The following is a 23075-nucleotide window of genomic DNA, read 5'->3' on the forward strand; positions in this document are numbered from 1 at the left end:
GAGGAGGTGTTTGAGGGGTTACCAGTCCGAGGGGCCTTTTTCGGCAAAGGCATGGACGAGGAAATCGATGAAGGCGCGTACTTTCGGCTGTGTGAATCGGCCCGGCGGGTAGACGGCGTAGATGCCTTGCGTTTCCAGCGGCAGATCCGGGATCGCATCCTCGATCAGGCCTTTTTCCATCGCGTCGGCGTAAAGAAAGCTGGGAAGGTAAGCGATGCCCAGACCGGAAATCGCAGCATTCAGCAAGGATTGCCCGTCATTCACGCTCAGCCATCCCGCCGTGCGCACCTGACGTTTCTCGCCCGAAGGTGCTGTCAGCTTCCAGACATTGCCGGACGACTGATTGGAATAATGCAGCAGTTTGTGGTTGTTCAGGTCGTCAATCTTTTCGGGCCGCCCGTACTTTTCAAAGTACTCCGGGCTCGCAATCATGCGTTTGGTTGTTTCGGTCAGCTTGCGCGCGCGTAGGGTGCTGTCTTCCAGCTCACCAATTCGCACGGCCATGTCGAACCCTTCGGAAATCAGTTCGACGTAGCGGTTGTTGAGCACCATGTTCACGGTGATGTCCGGGAAATCGGACAGAAATTCACTCAGAACGGGCGACAAGTGGTTCACACCGAAATCGGTCGCGACGGAGATGCGCAGAAGGCCCGAAGGCGCGCTTTGCATCGACGTCACCAGCGCATCGGCCTCGCCCGCGTCGTTCAGGACGCGGCGGGCGCGGTCATAGTAGGCAAGCCCGATCTCGGTCGGGCTTACGCGGCGCGTTGTGCGGTTGAGAAGGCGCGCGCCGAGGCGCGCTTCGAGGGAGGACACGTGTTTTGAGACGGCAGACTTGGAAATCCCCATCTTTTTGGCCGCATCGGTGAAGCCGCCCTGGTCCACAACCGTGGCGAATGCTTCCATTTCAGTGAGGCGGTCCATTGCCTTCCCCTTTTATTCTGTCAGTTCCAGAGACGGGTATGCCGGTCAATTCGGGCAGGAACGCGGCGCAGGTGAGACAGTATCGCGGTTTTTGCGAGGATCGTTGAGGGCGTGGAAACGAGTTGGCCACAATTCCGGCGGAAATCCGCGCTCAAAGCGCCGCGGCGAAAACCTCTGCTGCCTGTTTAAGAGGCATCGGATCCATATCCCCGATCAGTAAAAAGCCATGATTGTCCCGGTTCCAACGTACCGTTTGCAGGCCCTTGTTCTCGCTTTCGGTCAGCGGCATCGGGTCCTGAGACGGGGACAGGATGATACAAAGCGCCACGGGCGTGCCATCCGTGCGCTGGTACGCGATTTGGACAAGCGGCTTGCCCTTGAAGCCCAGTATTTGCGCGCGTTTCAGGGTCAGCCCGTCCACGGCAGGCAGATTGCCGAGGTCCAGACCAATCGCTTCGGAGACCCGCAACAGTTGCGCCTGCGTCTCTGCAGCGGGCTGATCAATCGCGTTGAGCGTCTCAGCCGTATAGAGCTTTTGGTAGCTTGCGACGAACCCCGCCCAGCCATCACGCGGTGCAGGTTTTGTAAAGAAGGTGGCGAAGGTGAAGGCGCCAATGGCCAAACCTGCCGCGAGCCCGGCGCTGAACATCCCCAACGGCGCGCGTGACCGGTTGGCCGCTGGCAGGGTGGGCATAGGCGGAGGTAGCGGAACGGCCGCCAGCACGCCCGCGCGCAATGCGTCCACATCCAGTGTCAGCGCCGAAAGGCGTGCCTGAAGATCGGTATCCTCGGCAAGGGTCTTATCGATCTTGCGGCACAGCGCCTCCTCCGCCTCTCCATCAAGATAGGCGGTCAGGTCTTCGTCGCTAATCCATGTGCCTTCCGTCATCGTGACGACCTCTTTTCATCCGGCATACTTTGATTCAGCGTCTTACGTGCCGCGGCCAATCGGCTCATGACGGTGCCGATCGGTATTTCCATAATGTCAGCTGCCTCGCGGTAGCTCATGCCCTCCACGTAGACCAGCGACACCGCGTGGCGCTGCGCATCGGGCAGGGTATTTATCTGGGATAACACCTCAGCGACGAAAATATTCGTTTCCGCAGCCGGTGTTTTGTGGTCTGCGACGTCAATGTCCTCGACGGGCACGAGGCCACCGCCGGTGCGCACCTTGCGCGCCCGCAATTCGTTGAGCCACAGCCGGTGGGCAATGCGCATCATCCAGCGGTCAAGATGGGTGCCGGGTTCAAACCCGTCCGCCTTTTCGATTGCGCGCAGGCAGGTCGCCTGCAGCACATCCTCCCCCCAATCCCGGCGCCCGGTCAGCGAGACGCAGAACCGCCAGACAGCCGGATAGGCGTCCGGCATGCCCTCTCGCACGGCCTGCTCACCTGATTTTTTTCCGAAAAGCGCGATGGGAGTGATCCTGCAGTGGTTTGTCCGCCAGACTACTGCAAGTTTTCGCCGTCAACAACGCGGCTTGTCATAACGTCGCCGCGAGCCGGGTGCCCTGATTGATCGCGCGTTTAGCATCAAGCTCTGCCGCCACATCCGCGCCGCCGATCACGTGACAGGCTGTGCCTTGGGCCTCCAGCGCGTCGGCGAGGCTGCGCTCCGGGAGCTGCCCGGCGCAAAGCACAATGGTGTCCGCCTCGATCAGCGTCGGGTTTTCACGCGCCTCTCCATGGGACACCAGAATGCCGCCACCCTCGATCCGCTCATAGTTCACGCCACCCACCATCTTCACGTCTTTCATGGCGAGGGCTGCGCGGTGTATCCACCCGGTGGTCTTGCCAAGGCGCTTGCCCGGTTTTTCCGCCTTGCGCTGTAGCAGCGTCACCTGACGGGCGGGGGCATGCGGTTTTGGGCCCTCGGGGGCCAGACCGGCGCGGTGCTCTGCCGGATCGGCCACGCCCCATTCCCGCATCCAGTCGGGCAGGCTTTCGGTTGGGCTGGTGCCCGCGTGCACGAGATATTCGGCGACGTCGAAGCCGATGCCCCCCGCACCGATGATCGCGACCCTTTCGCCAACCTTTGCTTTTTCGCGCAGCACGTCGATGTAGCTGAGCACATTGGGGCCATCCTGACCGGGAATTTCGGGGTCGCGTGGCACCACGCCGGTTGCAATGATCACCTCGTCAAACCCCTGCAAGTCAGCCGCCGTGACATCGCGGCCCAGCTCCACCGAAATGCCCAGGTCGGCAACCATCGTCCGGTACCAGTCGACAAGGCCCCAGAATTCTTCCTTGCCCGGGACTTGCTTGGCCATGTTCAACTGCCCGCCGATTTCGGTTGCTCGGTCAAAGAGCGTCACCGCATGTCCACGTTCCGCAGCCGTTATGGCCGTCGACAGCCCGGCGGGACCCGCGCCCACCACGGCGATAGTCTTCTGCGCATCGGCGGGGGTGATCACCAGTTCGGTTTCATAACAGGCGCGCGGGTTCACCAGACAGCTGGAAATCTTGCCGCTGAAGGTATGATCCAGGCAGGCCTGATTGCAGGCGATGCACGGCGCGATCTGATCGGATTTCCCCGCCATGGCTTTGGTCACGAAATCCGCATCCGCCAGCATGGGCCGCGCCATGGAGACCATATCGGCGCAGCCACCCGCGAGCACGTCTTCGGCGACCTCGGGCGTGTTGATGCGGTTGGAAGTGATCACCGGGATACCCACCTTGCCCATCAGCTTCTTGGTGACCCAGGCAAATGCCGCGCGGGGGACAGAAGTGGCGATGGTCGGAATGCGCGCTTCGTGCCAGCCGATGCCGGTATTGATGATGGTGGCGCCCGCTTTTTCGATTTCCTGGGCCAGCTGCACCACCTCGTTATGGGTGGAGCCGTTGGGCACCAGATCGATCATCGACAGGCGGTAGATCAGGATGAAATTCGGTCCCACCGCTTCGCGGGTGCGGCGCACCACCTCGATGGGCAGGCGCATGCGGTTCTCGTAGGAGCCGCCCCAGTCGTCCTCGCGCTTGTTGGTGTGGGTGACGAGGAACTGGTTCAGAAAGTAGCCTTCCGAGCCCATGATCTCGACCCCGTCATAGCCCGCCTCCTGCGCAAGCACAGCGCAGGCCACGATATCGCTGATCTGCTTTTCGATGCCGTCCGCGTCCAGTTCCGCAGGTGGGAAGGGGGAAATCGGGGATTTGATCGCCGACGGGGCCACGCATTTCGGCCCGTACGCGTAGCGGCCTGCGTGCAGGATCTGCATCGCGATCTTGCCGCCAGCCTCATGTACCGCCTTCGTGATCACAGAGTGGTTGGCCACATCCTCGTCGCTCACCATCATCGCGGCACCGGGCAGGACGGAGCCCTCGAGGTTCGGACCGATCCCGCCGGTGACCATCAGCGCCACCTCACCGCGGGCGCGGGCGGCGTAGAATTCCGCCACGCGGGCCCAGTCCTTGGTTTCCTCCAGCCCGGTGTGCATCGACCCCATCAGCACGCGGTTTTTCAGCGTGGTAAAGCCCAGATCGAGCGGTGCCAGAAGATGCGGATAGTCGGCCATAAGAAATCCTCCCCGGATGGTATTGGCACGAGATCACATTTTCACATATGTGCTGTCACGTCGAACGCCGCGTCACAAGGCCGGGTGGGGGAGCAAGAGCATGATCAGATGGGCAAGAGCACAGGATGCAGATGATTTGGGGCAGGTGTTCTATGCCGCCGTGCGGGAAGGTCCCAGCCCCTATACCGAAGCGCAGCGCGCGGCGTGGATGGATCAACCGCCGCAGGGGGCAGATTGGGCCGCGCATCTGGCGCTGCTGGAGGTCGCCGTCGCCGAGGATCAAGCGGGCGCTGCCATTGGTTTCATGAGTGTTGAGCCCGGCGGCTATATTGATCGGGCATTCATTCTACCTGCGCATCACGGCACGGGTGTGTTTCGGAAGCTATACGATCATATCGAGAGCTGGGCGCGGGACGCGGGCGAGGTACGGCTCTGGACCCACGCCAGCCTCATGGCGCAACCGGCCTTTCGGGCCATGGGGTTTTCGATTATCCATCACGAGACGGTCGAGCGGAACGGCGAGAGCCTGACGCGGGCCAAGATGGAGAAGACGCTGGCATGACCCCCGAAGAGATCGAGAAGCTGCCTTACCGGCCCTGCGTGGGTGTGATGCTGGTCAATGCGGACGGGCACGTCTTTGTCGGGCAGCGGCGTGACAGCGAATATGACGCCTGGCAGATGCCGCAGGGCGGGATCGACAAGGGGGAAGCGCCACAGGAGGCGGCCCTGCGCGAACTTTGGGAAGAAACCGGCGTGACCGCCGATCTGGTCACCGTCGAGGCGCAGAACAGTGAGTGGCTGCCTTATGAGCTGCCCTATGATCTGGTGCCGCAGCTTTGGAAGGGCCGTTTCCGCGGCCAGAAACAGAAATGGTTTCTGATGCGGTTTCAGGGCGATGACACCCAGATCAACATCGCCACGGAGCACCCCGAGTTCTCCAAATGGCGCTGGCTAGAGGCGGAGGCGCTGGTCGAAAACATCGTGCCCTTCAAACGGGACGTCTACGCCGCCGTGATGTCCGAATTTCGCGACCTGCTCTAGGGGCGCAGCAGCGGCACATTTGGGCCAGCGGTTTCTGGCAATACTCCAAGATTACGCGGATCATCGGCGATTTCCACGCTGCGCTTGATCGGTGTGAAACCGCTGCGTTTATAGAAACTGAGCGCCTGCGGGCTGTCGATGGTGCAGGTGCGCAAGTGAAAGCGTGAAATCGGTTTCTCCCAAGCCAGATGGATTGCCTTGTCCATCAGCCAGCGGCCGGACCCGGTGCCAATCAGGTCGGACGTCAGCCCGAAGTAGGCCAATTCGCAGGCCCCCTCCTTGCGGAAGTCCAGCTCCAAGAGGGCGAAATCCTGCCCGTCACGCGATAGCGTGTAAATCTCCACCTTCGGGTCGGAGAGGATGGCCGTCAGCGCATCATCCTCAAGCAGGAGGCGCCCGTACCAGAGCCAGTCTGTCCCCCCGACGCGGGTAAAGACATCGCGGTACCATGCATTATCTGCCGTCACGCGACGAAAGCTCAGACCGTCCGGCAGCGGGATGTCTTTGGTATCCGTTTTCGACGTCATTTCCAGGTAGGTCACGATCATCGCAAGCTTGCCTGCGGGGACATCATGGAAACCGTCTTCCAACATCGTCAGACGAGCCCTTCCGCCTCAAAGATTTTCATCATCTCCACCTGCGGACGCGGGCCGACATGGCTGATCACTTCGGCGGCGCAGAGGTTGCCCATTTTGGCACAGGTTTCCAGATCGCGTTTTGTTGCAAGACCGTAGAGAAATCCGGCGGCAAACTGATCGCCCGCGCCGGTGGCATCGACAGGGGTGACTTTCTGGACCGGCACATCGATGCGTTGGCCGTCCGAAATCACCGTCACGCCGTCTCCCGAGCGGGTGCAGACCACCAGCGGGCAAATCTCGGCCGTCTTTGCAAGGGAGGTTTCCAGATCGGTTTCGAACAGCGATTCAATCTCGTGCTGGTTGCCGATCACGTAGTCCAGATCGTTCTCGATCAGCGCTAGGAAATCGGCGCGGTGCCGTTCTACACAGAAGGGATCGGAGATGGCGATGCCGGCAATGCCGCCCGCCGCTTTCGTGGCACGTGCCGCTTCGCGGAATGCGGTTTTACCGGCGTCGTGATCAAAGAGATAGCCTTCGAGGAACATGATCTTTGCCCCGCCCGACACCGTTTCCGGGACGTCATCGGAGGTCAGGCCTGTCGAGATGCCCAGATAGGTGTTCAGCGACCGCTCGCCATCCGGTGTGACGAAGATCATGCAGCGCGAGGTCGGTACCTCGCCGTTCGGCACCGGCGGGTTGACGAAATCAATGCCGTTATCAGTCATGGCGCTGGCATAGAACCGGCCTAAAGCGTCATCGCGCACCCGCCCGATAAACGCCGTTTGCAGGCCCAGCGAACCCACGCCCGCCACGGTATTGGCCACGGCACCGCCCGGCGTCTGCAGCCGGTCATTCATCGAGGCAAAGAGCTTTTCGGAGCGGTCCTGATCCACCAGCTGCATGATGCCCTTCTCGATTCCCATATGGTCGAGAAAGCTGTCATCGGCATGGGTGATCACATCGACAACGGCGTTTCCGATGCCAACGACTTCGTAGTTTTTCATAGGGTTTTGTCCTCGAATGGGCAGAGATCGCGGATGATGCAGGTGGGGCACATCGGCTTGCGTGCTTTGCAATGGTAGCGCCCGTGCAAAATCATCCAGTGATGGGCATGCAGCTGAAAATCCGCTGGAATATGGTCTTCGATGGCACGTTCGACGGCCTCGACCGTTTTGCCGGGCGCGATGCCGGTGCGGTTGCCGAGCCGGAAGATATGGGTGTCCACCGCCTGTGCCGGGTGCTGCCACCACATGTTCAGCACCACATTTGCCGTCTTGCGTCCGACACCCGGCAAACCCTGAAGCGCGGCGCGGCTGTTGGGCACCTCTCCGCCGTAGTCATCGACAAGGATCTGACTGAGCTTCATCACATTCTTGGCCTTCTGGCGGTAAAGCCCGATGGTCTTGATATGCTCGGTCAGCCCGTCAATCCCCAGGTCCAGCATCTTTTGCGGGGTGTCGGCGATCTGAAAAAGCGCGCGTGTGGCCTTGTTCACGCCCGCATCCGTGGCCTGTGCGCTCAGCGCCACCGCAACAACCAGCGTGTAGACGTTGACGTGCTCCAGCTCGCCCTTCGGCTCTGGATCAGCGTCCTGAAACCGCGTGAAAATCTCGCGTATGGTGTGATATCCAAGCTGCTTTGCCATTTGCCCGGTATGCGGGCTTTCCGAGGTGTGGGCAAGACCATGTGCCTGTGATCGCTAAAATGCGTCTAAAAACTTGGCGTATTTTTCAGCAGTATCTTCATTTGACTGTGTCACTGTCCGGTGGTTTCCTTCTTTCAAGGTGCTGTCATGGCAACACATTCTTTCTACGGCTATTCGTCGAATGCGCTGGTCTACAATCCCAGCAATGGCACGTTCACGCTCGATCCGAACTACGATTTCAGAACCGACCGGGTGTTGTTCGAGGTGACGGATGACGACAACTTTCTGGACGGCGATGAAAAAAACAATGAGGTGGGCGAAGACTCGAACCAAACCGGCGTCGTTACAACGGCAGATGGCACCCCGGTATCTTCGGGTCTTATCTATGGGGAAGAATACGCCATTCTGCGGGCGCCGGACGGCTCCTATGTCACAATTGACCGGATCGAGATCGATGGCGTGAAGATGGGCTATGTCCCATCGGAGCCGTTGCAACCAGGCGTGACCTATACTTACTCCGGGGGGCGTGACATCGACAATTTGCTGGGCGGACCGGACGGCGATGATACACGCCTGTCCTATTCCCAGTACGAACAGCAAAGTGTGCCCTGTTTTGGACCGGGCACACTGATCCGCACGCAGGATGGCGAAATTCCGGTAGAGTGGCTGGAAACCTCTGACATGGTGCTGACCCGCGACCACGGCTATCAGCCCATTGTCTGGATCGGGCGTACGCGCCTGCAGCCGGGATATTTCATGCAATACCCTGACGAACGGCCGGTGTGCATTCCGGCGGGGTCCTGCGGACCGAACGCGCCAACCCATGATCTGCATGTCACAGGTGATCATCGGTTGCTGTTCGCCTCTGCGCGGGCAGAGTTGCTCTACTTTTCCAATGAGGTGCTGGCGCCGGCAAAGGCCTGGGCGGATCGGGGGCGTGCTTTTCCAATCACCCCGGTTCGACCCTACACCCTTACCCATATCGCTTGTGCCAACCATCAGGTCATTCTGGCACAGGGGACTTGGGTTGAGACCTTGTTCCCTGGCCCTGAGACAATGCGGCGGCTGTCTAAAACAGACAAGGAAAGCCTGACACAGGCCTTGGGTGCCGATGGAACCGATGTTGCAATGGCACGTCCTTGCCTGACCCGAAATGAAGCGCGACTGCTGATCGAACGCGACGATGAAGGCCGGGCGTTGAGAAATGGCAAGCCGCTATTGCGCAGCGCCTAATTCGCAGGTTTCGGGTCGCGCCGCGTCGTCTGGTTTCCTAGATTGAAGGCATGACACAGCATCAAGCACTCCCCGATGAGTCGGAAACCGCATATCACTATCGCGTTATACGCCGCGCCATCGATTTGATCGATCAGGCCGAAGACCCGCTGTCGCTGGAACATCTGGCCACCGAAATGGGCATGAGTGTTGCACATTTCCAGCGCTTGTTCTCGCGGTGGGTTGGGGTTTCCCCCAAAAGGTATCAGCAGTACTTGACCCTCGGACACGCAAAGACGCTGCTCCGCGACCGGTTCACGACCCTTGAGGCGTCGCATGCGGTTGGCCTTTCGGGCAGCGGACGGCTGCACGATCTCTTTGTGCGCTGGGAAGCGATGAGCCCCGGGGAATTCGCCAGAGGTGGCGCTGGTCTGACCATTTACTGGGGATGGTTCGAAAGCCCCTTTGGCCCTGCTGTTGTGATGGGCACGGACAAAGGCATCTGCGGTATGGGGTTTTCTGCTGAAACGGGTGAAGAGGCGGCTCTGCAGGATTTGGTGTCACGTTGGCCACAAGCCGAGTTTGTCGAGGATCCGATGATGTTGCGCCCTTGGGTGTTGAATGCCTTTGGAGCAGGCGACGGCGCATTGGAAACGGCGCCCCTGTTTCTCATCGGTGCCCCGTTTCAGATCAAGGTTTGGGAGGCGCTCCTCAGCATCCCGTCGGGGCAGGTCACGACATACTCCGAGATCGCGCAGGCAATCGGCAACCCGCGCGCGGTGCGTGCGGTGGGCACAGCAGTTGGGCGGAACCCGATCAGTTGGTTGATCCCCTGCCATCGTGCGCTGCGCAAATCGGGGGGACTGGGTGGGTATCACTGGGGCTTGCCGATGAAGCGGGCCATGCTTGCGTACGAAGCTGTGCACGCGGAGAAGTGATGGAATGGCGTGAGTGGCGGGTTATCGCCGAGCCGTTTTCCCCTTGGTTTGTTGCGGAACCGCCGCCATATATACAGCGTTAACATCAAGACGCCCTGCCCGAACGGGGCCGCAACCACTGAAGGCAGTACGCTATGACATTTGTAAAAACTCCGTTGATCCTTGCACTTTCGGGCACTTTGGTGCTTGCCGCCTGTACCGAGCCCAACCAGGTCGGCGCGAATTCCAACAATCCTAAAACGCAGCGAGGTGCCTTGATCGGCGCGGGCGCAGGCGCGGTCTTGGGAGCCCTATCTAAGGGGGATGGAAACCGGGGTGACGGCGCATTGGTCGGGGCCGCTGTGGGTGCCGCTATCGGCGCGGGCATTGGCTACAATCTTGATCAACAGGAGGCGGAGCTGCGCCGCGATCTGGATGATGACGTCATCATCACCAACACGGGCGACCGTCTGATCCTGAACATGCCGCAGGATATCCTGTTCGCCACGGACAGTTTCTCCGTTCGGTCAGACTTGCAGAATGACCTCTACGCCGTGGCCGCAAGCCTGAACAAATACCCGCAATCCACTGTGCAGGTGATCGGCCACACCGATAGCGACGGCGACGCGGCCTATAACCAGCAGCTGTCGGAGCGGCGCGCGAATGCCGTGGGCAATGTGTTGCTGAATGCCGGGGTGCCGTCGGGACGCCTGCAGACATTCGGGCGTGGTGAAAACCAGCCGATTGCCAGCAACCTCAACGCCGCGGGCAAGGCGCAAAACCGTCGGGTCGAGATCGTCATTCTGCCCACGGCCTGACAAAAAACCTCATATTTTGTCCTCGAGCCCCGGAATTTTTGCCGGGGCTCTTGTTTTTTCGGGCCGCTGCCACAGGGTAACGGAAACCACTTGTGAGGAAGTAAATTCATGGCGAAATACACGGTTCTCGGTCTGTCCGGCTCACTGCGCAAGGCATCCACCAATACCAAGCTGCTGCACGAGGCCGCGCGGCTCTTTGAAGATTGCGCGTTCTCCGTCGCAGACCTGAACCTGCCGCTTTACGATGGTGACGTTGAATCCGCCGAAGGTGTGCCGCAGGCGGTACAGACCCTGGCTGATAATATCGCGGCGGCGGATGCCGTCCTGATTTCCACGCCCGAGTACAACAAGGGACCGTCCGGCGTTCTGAAAAACGCACTGGATTGGATCAGCCGCACGACGACACGCCCGTGGTCAGGAAAACCGGTGGCCGTGATGTCCGCGGCGGCGGGCCGGGCTGGTGGCGAGCGGGCGCAGATGGTGCTGCGCGGGTTCATGGTGCCATTCCGGCCGCGCATCCTGCAGGGGCCAGAAATCCATTTGGCCGACAGCGGCAATCAGTTCGACGAAAACGGCAGGCTGACCGGCGAGATTTACCTGCGCGAATTGACCGCCCTGATGCAGGCTCTACGCGCCGAGGTGGACCGCTAATCCTGCGGCACGGATACTTCGATCAGATTGCCGTCTGGATCTCGCAGATAGAGAGATGTGATCGGCCCGGTTGCGCCGGAACGCGGTACCGGCCCATTCTCGATATCGACCTGATGCGTGGCAAGATGGGTCATCCAGTCGTCCAGAGGCGCATCCGTCAAAAAGCACAGATCCGCTGTTCCGGGTTTCGGGTGCGCCGCCTTCGGATCGAATTCGCGCCCCTTTTGATGCAGATTGATCTTGCTCTGACCAAAGAGCAGGGCCCATCGCCGCGTCCCGTCAGCGGCATCGAATTGCTCACCCCGCATGCCCAGCACCTGCGTGTAGAAACGGACGGTCTCGGGGATGCTGGCGACGGTGAGTACCAGATGATCTAGGACGCGGACGCGGCATTGAATGTCGGATGGTGGCATCATTGGTTCCTCGCTTCCGGTCTACCGCTGAAAATGCACTCAAAGCGAGAGCGGGTCAAAAGGGTGTGGGGCGTTCGTTGATCAGGTGTGCAAAGTCGCCGGTTTCACGTTAGTAGGATGCTCTGACCTCAAACCCGTCGGGGATCTGATTGCGACCTTCAAGCATCAGATCTGCCATCACCTCGGCGATCTTAGGCGCCATACCAAATCCAATCTTGAAACCACCGTTCGCTATGAAATGACCCGGCTTGTCCGGCCAATGCCCCAGCATGGGTGCACGGCTGCGGGCAAGAGGGCGCACGCCGGCCCACCTGTGAATGACTTCTGCGTCTTTTAGAACGGGGACAGCGGCGCGGGCGCGGTCGATCACTGCATCCAATTGGGCATCTGTCGTGTTTGGGTCCTCAAAACCCCGCTCCGAAGTGGAGCCAATAGCCACTGTGCCGTTGGAGTGCGGAATGATATGAACGCCATCGGCAAAGATCTGTGGAGCGACACCGGCGTCGAACCGTAAAAGCGCTGCCTGCCCCTTCACGCCATTGCCGACCATTCTGTGATGTTGTCGGTTCAGCGCGTCCAGCCCCGCTATCCCCGTGGCCCAGATCACAGCGCCTGCATCAGGACCGTCGCTTTGAATGGTAACCCCTTTGGCCGAGAGCGCGGCGACCAGTGTCTCGCACGCCGATCTTGGGTGCAGATGGGCACTCAAAGTGTCGCGGATTACCCATCCCGTCGGACTGGATGGGGCCCATGCGGCCCCGTCAATCTGATCGATAGACCACGTCGCATGCTTGCCCCATAGTGCGGCGGAACTGATCGCGCGCTGTCGGGCCAAGTCCAGACTTTTCGTATCAGGAATGGGTTGCACCCTGCCGCTGCGGGCGTAACCGGATGACATGCCGCCTGTCTCTTCGACCTCGGCCCAAAATGGCTCTGCCATCAACAGGCTTTCCAGCTGGAAGGCCTTCTTTGCGTTCCAGTTTTCCGGGACATGGGGCGCCAATGCGCCGACAACCCCGCCGCTGCTGCCCGCACCTGGCCCGTTTGGATCTATGACTGTCACCCGTGCGCCGCGCCGGATGCAGGCCCAGGCGATTGACAGGCCAAAAATGCCCGCCCCGCGTATGGTGATATCGGCCATTGCCAAAGGTCTTCCACTCCCTCAATGTCGCGCCAGAGTCCAGCCACCCTACAAGGCCCCTCCGTGCAGAACCAGACGGCAGATGTCACATGGAACGCATCAGGTGTTCCAGTCTCAGAGCGCTTTGACGATCCTTACTTCAGCCTTGAAAACGGGTTGGAGGAAACGCGTTATGTCTTCCTGAAAGGCAATGGTCTTCCGGAAAGATTCAGCGACGGCTTTCATATTGCGGAACTGGGTTTCGGAACCGGCCTGAGTTTTCTGACAGCGGTCCAAGCTTGGCAGAAGGCAGGTGTTCCCGGCCAACTTACGTTCACCAGCTTCGAGGCCTTCCCAATGACCGCCGAGGAGATGGCGCGTGCGCTACGCCCTTTCAATGCACACGGCGCGTTACGTAAGGTTCTGAGCGACCAGTGGCGCGTCGACGGCGGTTTGTTCAGGATAGCGCCGGGGATTTCCCTGAACATAGTTCTGGGCGATGCCCGAGAAACACTTGCCCCTTGGCAGGGCGCGGCGGATGCATGGTTTCTGGACGGATTTTCACCGGCAAAAAACCCGGAGCTTTGGTCCGATAAGCTGATGCAAGAGGTGGCTTGTCATACCGCTCCGGGTGGAACCTTTGCGACCTACACCGCTGCGGGGGGGGTGCGCCGCGCGCTTGATGCGGCAGGATTTGACGTGCAGCGGATCGCCGGCTTTGGCCGCAAACGGCATATGACGGTCGGGATTCTTCGGCCATGACACAATCCAACAATGTGCGCCTGGGCGTCTTGCTGATGCTGCTGACGACCATCGTCTTTGCCTTGCAGGACGGGATTTCCCGCCATCTTGCCGATGCCTACAACGTCTACTTGGTGGTGATGGTTCGGTACTGGTTCTTCGCCGCCTTCGTGATGGCCATCGCGCGCCGCAAGGCAGGGGGCGTGCGCGCGGCGGCGCGAACCAGGCAACCCCTGTTGCAGGCTTTTCGGGGTGTCCTGTTGGCCTTGGAAGTTTGCGTCATGGTCACGGGCTTTACGCTTCTGGGACTGGTCGAGAGCCATGCGGTCTTCGCCTGCTATCCATTGCTGGTCGCCGCATTGTCCGGCCCGGTTTTGGGGGAGGCTGTGGGCTGGCGCAGGTGGGCGGCCATTGCCGTGGGGTTTGTCGGGGTAATGATCATCCTGCAGCCTGGTGTTTCGGTCTTTGACCCCTACGCGATCATCCCGTTGGTTGCCGCGCTGATGTTTGCGCTTTACGGTTTGCTGACCCGTTACGCGGCACGACAGGACAGCACGGCGACCAGCTTTTTCTGGACCGGCGTGGCGGGCGCGGTGACGATGACCGTCATCGGCATCTGGTATTGGGAGCCAATGACCCAAACCGATTGGCTTTGGATGGCCCTTCTCTGCGTGACCGGCGCGTCCGGTCATTGGTTGTTGATTCGCTGCTACGAGGTCGCAGAAGCCAGCGCTGTACAGCCCTTCGCCTACTTCCAGCTTGTGTTTGCATCGCTGTTGGGCGTTACGGTTTTTGGCGAGACCATACGCCCCAATGTGGCGCTGGGCGTGGCGGTTATTGTGGCGGCGGGGCTATTCACCCTTTGGCGCGAACGCCAACAAAGATGAGCCGGTCAGTTCTTCGAGAAAGGGCGCTGGCATCGGATTTTTTCCCAGACGGGCGCGGTAAATCGGCAGGCTTTCAGCCACGCGCATCACGTAATTGCGTGTTTCGCGAAACGGGATGTGTTCGATCCAGTCCACCATGTCGATGTCGCCTTTGCGTGGATCGCCATAGGTGAGCATCCAGCGGTCCGGGCGGCTCGGTCCGGCGTTGTATCCGGCGGACATCATGATGATGTTTCCACGGAACCGGGCGGCCAGTCTCGACAGGTAAACAGCGCCAATTTCCGCGTTGTAGACCGGATCGGAAATCAGCCTTTCCGTGCTGTGTTCGCCCCTGCGCCCAATCGAGGCGGCCACTTCGCGTCCCGTGGCGGGCATGATCTGCATCAGGCCGCGGGCGCCGACGCCGCTCTGGACACCGGGATCAAACTCACTCTCTCGCCGGGCGATTGCCAGCACCATTTCTGGCGCCATAGGAAGATCTTGATCGGCCACCGGGTGCAGCGGATAGTATCCTCTTGGCACAACGATCGCGCGCCGTGCCGCGCGTTTGCCGATCATCACCGCCAGATGCGGTTGTTCGACTTCCAAAGCCGCCTCCGCGAGCAGCCCGGCCTGTTCGCGGTTTAGGCTTTCCGCCAGATGTGTCCAGAACCGTTCCGCGAGATTGATCTCGCCTGAGGCCTGCAGCAGCATACCAGCGATGAACACCGGCGATGTCGCGACCTCTGAATCGCGCCATTCCCCATCGATTGTCTCCGCCGCCAAGGCCGTGTCAAAGGGCAAGCCCGCGCGGTCCGCCGCCAGCAATCCGTAGAATGACGTCTGGTACTGCGCCGCATCCGTGTAGGCCTGATCGGCCGCCGCCACATCGCCCATCGCCTCAAGTGCGCGACCCTGCCAATATCCCGCGCGGCCTTTTGAAATGGGCGATCTCACCGCTCCATCGTGATTCTTGAAGTGCTGCAATGCCGTTTCAGGTTCGTCCAGTTTGCGCAGGGCGATGTACCCGGCGAGCCATTCCAGATCGGCATAATTGGAGCCTGATGTCAGAAAATGGCGCGCGGCAATCTCATATGCGCGCTCCGCGTTGCCGTCTCGCATCTCGTCCCGTGCCATGGACCGGCGCCGGTTGGCCCAGGCTTCCGGGTCCCCCAGGGCAGCCGCACTTGTCGATGTGGCGCGCAGCAGGTCTTTTGCATCGTCCCACCGTCCCTTGCGCGCGCGCCAGACAAAGCGCTCATACTGCAGGCCCGGATTTTCCGCATGGCTTTTCGGGATTTGTGCAATCAATGTATCCACGCCGTTTGCACGACCGCGCAGGGAGATTCTTGCCTTGGCCACGGCAATATCCGCCTTTGACACCAACGTGTACATTCGCCGCGCATTCTCGAATGCCCCAGCCCAGAGCATCGCGTCCAGGCGGGCACTGTGATGCGATTTCAACAATGCACCGTGCTCGGCCAGAAACAAGGACTGCGCGGTGCTGCCCATCGGCATCTCGCGCCACGCTGATACGATAATCGCTTCCGCTTCCGACGCGGCATCGGCGCGCGAGAGCGCGGCAGCGTGGCGCAACACTCCCTCAGGCGTTTGTGCGGCGTGCGCGCCAAAAAACGCGAGTACTTGAGAATCTTTTTGTGCAATTACAACCCGTTCCGATTGCTTGCGCAGATAGGGCTCGCCCGGCCAGTCCGGCCGCCGCTCCAGAAAGGAAACCACTTCAGCGTAGGTGCCTTTTCCGGCCCGCAGTCTCGACCATTCAATCACATCTACGGCGACATCACCGTCCCGTGCGGCAATCTTGGCCGCCGTGCTCCAATCCCCGTCGCGCATTGCATCCATCGCCCAGGCAAGCGGTCGTGGCCGCTCCGCCAGTGCAGGGGTCGCGGTGAGTAAAATCAAAGTCAGTGTTGTCAGCCAGCGTCTGATCACTTGCAATTCCCGGCGTTTGAAGGCTAGAGCCTCTGATACATACAGCGTCCTGTTCGTGTATCAAATCACGATCATGCTGAAATGTGGTTAATCTCAGGCCATTTGCCGGCCAAAATAAAAAAGGAGCGTGCACATGTTCAAAGGCTCTATGCCTGCCCTCGTCACGCCGTTCAGGAACGGCGAGCTGGATCTTGAGACACTTAAGAAGTTGGTCGAATGGCATATCGGTGAAGGCAGCAACGGTCTCGTGCCGGTTGGGACTACCGGGGAAAGCCCGACGCTGACGCACCGCGAACACGAAGTTGTGGTCGAGGAAGTTGTCAAAGCCGCTGCTGGCCGTGTGCCGGTGATCGCCGGTGCCGGATCCAACAACACGATCGAGGCCATGCGCCTTGTCCGTCACGCGGAAGAAGTGGGCGCGGATGCGGCACTCGTCGTGACCCCTTATTATAATAAACCTACCCAGTCGGGCCTCCTGGCACATTTCACCGCGCTGCATGACTGCGCCGAACTGCCGATCATCATCTACAACATTCCCGGCCGGTCCGTCGTGGACATGTCACCGGAGACCATGGGCGAACTGGCCAAGTTGCCCCGTATTGTCGGTGTAAAGGATGCAACGGGTGATCTGGCGCGTGTCAGCGATCAGCGCCTGACCTGTGGTCCTGAGTTCGTTCAGCTGTCGGGCGAAGATGCCACTGCCCACGGGTTCAACGCACAAGGCGGCGTGGGATGCATTTCGGTAACTGCAAACGTGGCCCCGAAAATGCTGAGCGAGATGCAGGCAGCTTGCCTCGCTGGCGATTACGCGACGGGGCTGAGCATCCAGGACCGGCTGATGCCGCTGCACAAGGCGATCTTTACCGAGCCTGGGCTTGTGGGTGTGAAATATGCCATGTCGCAACTGCGGCTCTGCTCAGACGAAGTGCGCTTGCCGTTGGTCGGACTGTCAGATGCCACCCGCGCGCTGGTGGACGACGGTCTGCGGCATGCGGGACTTCTGAACTAGGCGCTGGGATCAGCGAAACGCAAAAGGGCGTGGATCTCTCCACGCCCTTTTTGTTTTGCGCATGTGGCGTCTAGCGTTTGCCGTAGTAGAGGCCCACCACATGTTCAGCTTCTGCAAAGAAGAGCCAGCGCGCGGTGAGCACACCTGCGATATGGCTGGCGATGGCCAGCACACCGACAATATGGGAAAACGGCAAAGCCAGAAGGATGACCGGCACGATTGTCATCAGACCAAGCGCAATCACCCGCAGCTTCTGGCTGTGCTTGCGCCCGATCACATGCACGAATTCGCGCAGCAGATAGTTTGTCCCGGTGTGGGGCGGTTCAAACGCACGCACCGTGCCAATACCGCCCAATCCCGTAGCTGATGCCACGTCGGTGCCGGAACTTGCGAGCGCCTTGTCGCCCTCGACCCAAGTATAGATTTGCACAAGGCCCCCGATCACCAGCAGCACAAGGGCCGCATCGACCTGACCCGCCAGAAGCGCGCCACCTGCCAGCGAAAGGCTCATGAATTTCAGCGGCGTGAGTTTCATGTTCCAGCGTGGGATGGTCTTGAGCTGAGTGTAGATCATCGAGGTGGTGAACACCGTGGCCATCGACAGCAGCGCGCCGAGAATCCCGAACGCTGTCCAGCGGGCATCGAAAAACACCAATCCAAGCCCGTAAAGCCCCATCAGCACAAGAGCCCCCACGGCACACCAGGCCTCGCGGCTGAGCCAGCTGGAGCGCCATTGGGTGAAGGCCTTGATGGCCCGTTCCGGACGCCCAAGGTGGAAAGTAGATGCCATCAGGCCGCCCACCGCCATCACATATGCGATGGCGAAGAACGCAAAGGCCGTCCAGCCCGTTACGGCTGGAAACCCGAGGCCGAGGAAGAACAGCAAGCCAAAGCCCAAGCCGCTGAAGGTCGTGAAGAAGATGACGGAAGGAGCGGGATGCATCAGAGTTTCTCCAGAGTCTTGTCGAGCCATCCGAGGAAGCCTTTGGGCTCCTCCGCGACAGGCTGCAGGAAGGGGGCGAGCACGTCGAACTCAGGCATCTCGTCCTTGGGGCGCGGGGGCAGGTATTTGTTGACCGGTTTGGTGCCCTGCTCGGGCATCAGGTCCATGCCGCCGCGCTCCGCGACAAGCTTGCTGACGTCGCTGTTTTCATCCCCCAGATCGCCAAAGTGGCGGGCCCCGGCGGGGCAGGTGCGCACGCAGGCCGGTTGACGATCTTCCTCGGGCAGGTTCTCGTTGTAGATCCGGTCGACACAGAGGGTGCATTTTTTCATCACCCCTTCCGCCTGGTCCAGCTCGCGTGCGCCGTAAGGGCAAGCCCAGGCGCACAAGCCGCAGCCGATGCAGTTGGATTCGTTAACCAGAACGATGCCGTCTTCGACGCGTTTGTAACTCGCGCCGGTCGGGCAGACGGTGACGCAGGGCGCGTCCTCGCAATGCAGGCAGGACTTGGGGAAGTGGATGAGCTGGGCTGCCGCATCGCCTTCGGGCTGGACCTCAAAGCTGTGCACACGGTTGAGGAAGGTGCCGTAGTTGTCGGCGCCATAGGCGTTTTGATCGGAGAGTGGCGCACCGTAGTTTTCGGTGTTCCACCCTTTGCAGGAGATCACGCAGGCATGGCAACCGACGCAAGTATCCAGGTCGATGACGAGCCCCAGTTTCTTTTCGGTTTTGGCTGGCAGAGTGGTCATGAAAGGCCCTCTTTTCTGGCTGTCGGTGGGAGGTCGGCATCGCATCGGTATTGCGTCGGGTTGAGGGTTTTCCGGGGCTCTGCCCCAAACCCCGGGATATTTGTGGCCAGAAGAAACATCAGTTGCCCACCTTCCACGCCAGATCCTTCGGGCCAGTGCCGACGGGGGATTTGATTGACGCGAACCCGGGTTGGGATTCGTCCGGCGCGGCGGCCTTTTCGATGCGGACCTTGAGATCGAACCATGCGGCCTGGCCGGTGATCGGGTCCGAGTTGGCCCAGCGGAGGCCGTCGCCTTTGGGGGGCAGCAACTCGTGGATGAGGTGGTTCAAGAGGAAGCCGCGGGTGGCTTCGGGCGCATCCTCTTCCAGCGCCCAGGCGCCTTTGCGCTTGCCGATGGCATTCCACGTCCAGACGGTGTTCTCATTCAGCGCGGCCATTTCCAGAACAGGTACGGTGATTTCGCCATGAGGCGAGGTCACCTTGGCCCAATCGCCGTCGCTGAGGTTGTTTTCTCGCATCAGTTTTGTGGGCAAGTAGAGCGGGTTGTGGCCGTGCAGTTGGCGCAACCAGGCGTTTTGAGAGCCCCAGGAGTGGTACATCGCCATCGGGCGCTGGGTCAGCGCCGTGATGGGGTATTGGTCTGCGTGGTTGTCCTCTTCCGACGAGTACCAGATTGGCAGGGGCGACATGGTGTCTTTGATCCGTTCGCGCAGGTGATCGGGGGGCTGGCGGTCACCGTGGCCTTCTGCGGCAAGCTGGAATTTGCGCATCGGCTCCACATAGAGCGAAAAGAGGTAGGGCGTGGGTTTGTCATAGAGGCCGATGTTCACCGCCCAATCCTGGTACTCCATGTTCCAGGGCTTGTAGTAGTTGGAGCCTGCGGGGATGTGTTCGACAAAGAAGCCGCCGTTTTCGATGTAGCGGTCGAGTTGGTTCGGGTTCACAGCCCCGCGCCCGGCCTGATCGCCGTTCTCACCCCGGAAACCGGCCAGTGGGCCAATGCCCGGGCGGCGTTCGTGGTTCACGATGTAGTCGCCGTAGTCTGCGTATTTCTGGCTGCCGTCGTCGTTTACGAAACCCGGAAGGTTCATCTTCGCGCCAAGCTCGCAGAGCATGGATTGGAAGCCCTTTACATCGCGGTCAGGCTCGATCACCGGCCAGCGGATCGCGTCGGCAGCGGCATCGGCCTCGCAGATGGGGCGATCGAGCAGTGAGATACAGTCGTGGCGTTCCAGATAGGTCGTATCGGGCAGGATGAGATCGGAATAGGCGACCATCTCAGAGGAATAGGCATCCGAGTAGATGATCTTGGGGATCACATACTCGCCGTTTTCGTCCTTGTCGGTCAGCATGTCGATCACGCCGCGCGTGTTCATCGAGGAGTTCCACGACATGTTCGCCATATACATGAAGAGCACGTCGATCTTGTAGGGATCGCCCGCATAGGCGTTGGAGATCACCATATGCATGAGCCCGTGGCTCGACATCGGGTTTTCCCAGGTGAAGGCCTTGTCGATGCGGGCGGGTGTGCCGTCGTCTTTGAGGGCGAGATCTTCCGGCCCGTGGGTGAAGCCCAGGTGCGGGCCATTGAGCGGTGCGCCGGGGGTCAGGCCCACATGCGGTTTCGGGTGCGCGGTGGCGGGTTTCGGGTAGGGCGGTTTGAAGCGGAAGCCGCCGGGCACTTCGACGGTGCCGAGGAGGATTTGCAGCACGTGCAGCGCGCGGCAGGTCTGGAAGCCGTTCGCATGGGCGGAGATGCCGCGCATGGAGTGGAACGAGACCGGGCGGCCCACCATCTTCTCGTGCTTTTCACCGCGGAAGTCGGTCCATGTGTGGTCGAGGGTGAAGCTTTCTTCGAAAGCGACGCGGGCGAGTTCAGCCGCGATGGCGCGGATGCGTTTCGCAGGGATGCCGCAGCGGTCGGCCACGGCTTCGGGCGCGTATTGGTCATCCAGATACATCTCCGCCATCTGATGGAAGACCGGGCGGTGAGTCTGGCCGTCTTTTTCGTAGGTGGCGGCGAGGTCGGGTTTCACACCGGGTTTGTCAAAGGGGGTGAGCTTGCCGGTGGCGCGGTCAATGACCAGCTCCTTGCCGTTCTCATCGCGCATCAGGAGGCCGTGGTCGGCCTGCCCGGGATTGTTGATCACCAGTACGGGCGCGTTGGTGTATTGCGCGAGGTAATGCAGGTCGATCTTGCCCGCCTTCATCAGGCAGTGGATCATCGCGAGGATGAAGAGGCCATCGGTGCCGGGCGTGATGCCGACCCAATCGTCAGCGACGGCATTGTAACCGGTGCGAATGGGATTCACGCCGATGACGCGGGCGCCGCGCTTCTTGATCTTGCCTAGCCCCATCTTGATCGGGTTGGAATCGTGATCTTCGGCCACACCGAAAAGCATGAAGAGCTTAGTGTGGTCCCAGTCGGGCTGGCCGAACTCCCAGAAGGCACCGCCCATGGTGTAGATGCCCGCCGCAGCCATGTTGACCGAGCAGAAGCCACCGTGGGCCGCGTAGTTGGGCGTGCCGAAGTTCTGCGCCCAGAAAGAGGTGAAGCTTTGCGACTGATCGCGGCCAGTGAAGAAGGCCAGCTTTTCGGGGTTTTCGGCACGCACCGGTTCCAGCCAGTCAGCGGCGATCTGCAGCGCCTCGTCCCATTCGATTTCCTCGAATTCGCCCGAGCCGCGTTCGCCGACGCGTTTCAGCGGCTTGCGCAGGCGGGAGGGGGCGTTGACCTGCATGATCCCGGCAGAGCCCTTGGCGCAGAGCACGCCCTGGTTCACGGGATGGTCCTTGTTGCCTTCGATATAAGCGACCTTGCCGTCCTTCATGTGCACGTTGATGCCGCAACGGCAGGCGCACATGTAGCAGGTGGTCTTGCGTACCTCGTCGGAGACTTTCGGGCTCAGATCAATAACGGGCTGGTTCATGGAAAGCTCCTGAAGTTAGCTGGCGACCTGAAGGGTGGTCACAGCGATCATATTGGTCACATCCTGCGCCGTGCAGCCACGGGAAAGATCGTTGGCGGGTTTTGCGAGGCCCTGCAGTGTGGGGCCGATAGCATCAGCACCGCCAATGCGCTGGGCAATCTTGTAGCCGATGTTGCCCGCGTCGAGGTTGGGGAAGATCATTACGTTGGCATGCCCTGCTGTCGGGGAGCCGGGGGCCTTGGAGGCGGCCACCTCGGGCACGAAGGCCGCATCGAATTGCAGCTCACCATCGGCCTTGAGGTCGGGATGGTTGGCCCTCAGCAAGGCGGCGGCTTCGCTCACCCTGGTGACAGCGGCGTGTTTGGCGGACCCCATGGTGGAGAAGGACAAAAGCGCCACCTGCGGCTCGACGCCAAGCAGCTGCTGGCAGGAGGTGGCGGAGGCCACGGCGATGGCGGCCAGTTCCTCGGCGGTGGGGTCGATGACGAGGCCGCAGTCGCCGAAGATCATGGCATCGCGGCCCGAGGGGTGGCCGTCGGGCAGGGCCATCAGGAAGAAGCTGGAGACCAACGGCGCGTCTTTGGCCTTGCCGATCACCTGCAAAGCGGCGCGCACGGTGTCGGAGGTGGTATGGATGGCGCCGCCCACTGTGCCGTCGGCGTGGCCGGCGTGAACCATCAGGGCGGCGAAGATGAGCGGGTTCCGGACCTGCGTCTCGGCGATCTCGGGGGTGACGCCCTTGTGTTGGCGCAGCTCGTAAAATGCTGTCGCAAGATCCGGGCTGAGCGCCGAGGTCGCCGGGTCTTCGATTGAGATATTCGGGTGGGTGGGTGTGCCCGCTGCGACAAGCTGCGCGGCCACGTCGTCCTGCGGGCCAACCAGCGTGATACGCGCTGTGCCAGCGGTGACGGCGGCGATGGCGCCAGCCACGATCCGGGGATCGTGGCCTTCGCTCATCACGATATGAGCAGGCCGGGCGGCTGCGCGGTTGGTAAGGGCGCGCAGAACGCTCATGGCCTGATCCTTTGTTTTATACGGCGAGTTATATGCAC

General features: G+C 60.8%; 23 protein-coding genes. 9 read left to right on the forward strand and 14 right to left on the reverse strand.

The features are described 5' to 3' along the window. Positions 1 to 18: 18 nt before the first annotated feature. The 4 genes from Q1A52_RS16130 to Q1A52_RS16145 all read right to left on the reverse strand — a co-directional run bounded on the left by Q1A52_RS16130 (position 19) and on the right by Q1A52_RS16145 (position 4435). The gene (locus Q1A52_RS16130) at positions 19 to 924 is read right to left on the reverse strand and encodes a LysR family transcriptional regulator (protein WP_299779270.1); all 906 of its coding nucleotides are present in this window, start codon (positions 922 to 924) and stop codon (positions 19 to 21) included. A gap of 151 nt (positions 925 to 1075) precedes the next feature. Further along, a complete protein-coding gene (locus Q1A52_RS16135) occupies positions 1076 to 1813 on the reverse strand; it encodes a hypothetical protein (RefSeq protein WP_300017611.1) in 738 nt (245 codons plus the stop codon). Further along, positions 1810 to 2304 (reverse strand): RNA polymerase sigma factor, encoded by a 495-nt coding sequence (locus Q1A52_RS16140; protein WP_300017614.1) that lies wholly within the window; start codon positions 2302 to 2304, stop codon positions 1810 to 1812. The genes Q1A52_RS16135 and Q1A52_RS16140 overlap by 4 nt, the downstream gene beginning before the upstream one ends. 103 nt (positions 2305 to 2407) lie before the next feature. Continuing rightward, positions 2408 to 4435: an NADPH-dependent 2,4-dienoyl-CoA reductase gene (locus tag Q1A52_RS16145; RefSeq protein ID WP_300017617.1), complete on the reverse strand. Its 2028-nt coding sequence runs from the start codon at positions 4433 to 4435 to the stop codon at positions 2408 to 2410. 100 nt (positions 4436 to 4535) lie between these two features. Here Q1A52_RS16145 and Q1A52_RS16150 point away from each other — a divergent pair, with 100 nt between their 5' ends. Continuing rightward, complete coding sequence (locus tag Q1A52_RS16150) at positions 4536 to 4997, forward strand: GNAT family N-acetyltransferase (RefSeq protein WP_300017620.1); 462 nt, start codon at positions 4536 to 4538, stop codon at positions 4995 to 4997. Next, entirely contained in the window at positions 4994 to 5476 is a 483-nt protein-coding gene (locus tag Q1A52_RS16155; protein WP_195821429.1) for an RNA pyrophosphohydrolase, read from the forward strand. Before Q1A52_RS16150 ends, Q1A52_RS16155 begins: the two co-directional genes overlap by 4 nt. On the opposite strand, the gene Q1A52_RS16160 is transcribed toward Q1A52_RS16155, so the two are convergent. From Q1A52_RS16160 to nth, 3 genes are read right to left on the reverse strand one after another with little or no spacing between them, the layout of a single operon-like run. Further along, complete coding sequence (locus Q1A52_RS16160) at positions 5473 to 6069, reverse strand: N-acetyltransferase (RefSeq protein ID WP_300017624.1); 597 nt, start codon at positions 6067 to 6069, stop codon at positions 5473 to 5475. The genes Q1A52_RS16155 and Q1A52_RS16160 overlap by 4 nt on opposite strands. A 2-nt stretch (positions 6070 to 6071) precedes the next feature. Next, complete coding sequence (locus Q1A52_RS16165) at positions 6072 to 7058, reverse strand: adenosine kinase (protein ID WP_300017626.1); 987 nt, start codon at positions 7056 to 7058, stop codon at positions 6072 to 6074. Further along, the gene (nth, locus tag Q1A52_RS16170) at positions 7055 to 7699 is read right to left on the reverse strand and encodes an endonuclease III (protein ID WP_195821432.1); all 645 of its coding nucleotides are present in this window, start codon (positions 7697 to 7699) and stop codon (positions 7055 to 7057) included. Before nth ends, Q1A52_RS16165 begins: the two co-directional genes overlap by 4 nt. 147 nt (positions 7700 to 7846) lie before the next feature. Here nth and Q1A52_RS16175 point away from each other — a divergent pair, with 147 nt between their 5' ends. From Q1A52_RS16175 to Q1A52_RS16190, 4 genes are all read left to right on the forward strand, one after another. Beyond that, positions 7847 to 8932 carry a Hint domain-containing protein gene (locus Q1A52_RS16175; protein ID WP_300017629.1) on the forward strand — a complete coding sequence of 362 codons (1086 nt, stop codon included), beginning with the start codon at positions 7847 to 7849 and terminating at the stop codon, positions 8930 to 8932. A 50-nt stretch (positions 8933 to 8982) separates the two neighbouring features. Further along, entirely contained in the window at positions 8983 to 9849 is an 867-nt protein-coding gene (locus Q1A52_RS16180; RefSeq protein WP_300017632.1) for a bifunctional helix-turn-helix domain-containing protein/methylated-DNA--[protein]-cysteine S-methyltransferase, read from the forward strand. 134 nt (positions 9850 to 9983) lie between these two features. Next, entirely contained in the window at positions 9984 to 10646 is a 663-nt protein-coding gene (locus Q1A52_RS16185; RefSeq protein ID WP_300017637.1) for an OmpA family protein, read from the forward strand. A 108-nt stretch (positions 10647 to 10754) separates the two neighbouring features. Next, positions 10755 to 11297, forward strand: coding sequence for an NADPH-dependent FMN reductase (locus Q1A52_RS16190; protein ID WP_300017640.1), 543 nt, complete (start codon positions 10755 to 10757; stop codon positions 11295 to 11297). On the opposite strand, the gene Q1A52_RS16195 is transcribed toward Q1A52_RS16190, so the two are convergent. Next, positions 11294 to 11710, reverse strand: a complete 417-nt coding sequence (locus Q1A52_RS16195; RefSeq protein ID WP_300017643.1) for a VOC family protein — start codon at positions 11708 to 11710, stop codon at positions 11294 to 11296. The two genes, Q1A52_RS16190 and Q1A52_RS16195, sit on opposite strands and share 4 nt — an antisense overlap. A 109-nt stretch (positions 11711 to 11819) precedes the next feature. Continuing rightward, the gene (locus tag Q1A52_RS16200) at positions 11820 to 12851 is read right to left on the reverse strand and encodes an FAD-binding oxidoreductase (protein ID WP_300017646.1); all 1032 of its coding nucleotides are present in this window, start codon (positions 12849 to 12851) and stop codon (positions 11820 to 11822) included. Between the two features lie 63 nt (positions 12852 to 12914). On the opposite strand from Q1A52_RS16200, the gene mnmD reads away from it, so the two are divergent. Together mnmD and Q1A52_RS16210 are read left to right on the forward strand one after the other, a co-directional pair. After that, positions 12915 to 13592, forward strand: coding sequence for a tRNA (5-methylaminomethyl-2-thiouridine)(34)-methyltransferase MnmD (gene mnmD / locus Q1A52_RS16205; RefSeq protein ID WP_300018578.1), 678 nt, complete (start codon positions 12915 to 12917; stop codon positions 13590 to 13592). After that, on the forward strand, positions 13589 to 14458 hold the full coding sequence (locus Q1A52_RS16210) for a DMT family transporter (RefSeq protein ID WP_299779243.1): 870 nt from the start codon (positions 13589 to 13591) through the stop codon (positions 14456 to 14458). Before mnmD ends, Q1A52_RS16210 begins: the two co-directional genes overlap by 4 nt. Here Q1A52_RS16210 and Q1A52_RS16215 read toward each other — a convergent pair. After that, positions 14423 to 16300, reverse strand: coding sequence for a lytic transglycosylase domain-containing protein (locus Q1A52_RS16215; protein ID WP_300018581.1), 1878 nt, complete (start codon positions 16298 to 16300; stop codon positions 14423 to 14425). The genes Q1A52_RS16210 and Q1A52_RS16215 overlap by 36 nt on opposite strands. A 223-nt stretch (positions 16301 to 16523) precedes the next feature. Between Q1A52_RS16215 and dapA the strand changes: the two genes are divergently transcribed. Beyond that, positions 16524 to 17399 (forward strand): 4-hydroxy-tetrahydrodipicolinate synthase, encoded by an 876-nt coding sequence (gene dapA / locus Q1A52_RS16220; protein ID WP_300017649.1) that lies wholly within the window; start codon positions 16524 to 16526, stop codon positions 17397 to 17399. A 70-nt stretch (positions 17400 to 17469) separates the two neighbouring features. Here dapA and Q1A52_RS16225 read toward each other — a convergent pair whose 3' ends face one another. From Q1A52_RS16225 to pta, 4 genes are all read right to left on the reverse strand, one after another. Then, positions 17470 to 18342, reverse strand: coding sequence for a DmsC/YnfH family molybdoenzyme membrane anchor subunit (locus Q1A52_RS16225; protein WP_300017652.1), 873 nt, complete (start codon positions 18340 to 18342; stop codon positions 17470 to 17472). Continuing rightward, positions 18342 to 19091, reverse strand: coding sequence for a 4Fe-4S dicluster domain-containing protein (locus Q1A52_RS16230; RefSeq protein WP_300017655.1), 750 nt, complete (start codon positions 19089 to 19091; stop codon positions 18342 to 18344). The genes Q1A52_RS16225 and Q1A52_RS16230 overlap by 1 nt, the downstream gene beginning before the upstream one ends. Positions 19092 to 19209: 118 nt before the next feature. Then, on the reverse strand, positions 19210 to 22023 hold the full coding sequence (locus tag Q1A52_RS16235) for a molybdopterin-dependent oxidoreductase (RefSeq protein WP_300017658.1): 2814 nt from the start codon (positions 22021 to 22023) through the stop codon (positions 19210 to 19212). Between the two features lie 15 nt (positions 22024 to 22038). Next, positions 22039 to 23037: a phosphate acetyltransferase gene (gene pta / locus Q1A52_RS16240; RefSeq protein WP_300017661.1), complete on the reverse strand. Its 999-nt coding sequence runs from the start codon at positions 23035 to 23037 to the stop codon at positions 22039 to 22041. Positions 23038 to 23075 lie beyond the last annotated feature (38 nt).

The sequence above is a fragment of the uncultured Roseobacter sp. genome (assembly GCF_947488185.1).
GTDB lineage: Bacteria > Pseudomonadota > Alphaproteobacteria > Rhodobacterales > Rhodobacteraceae > Roseobacter.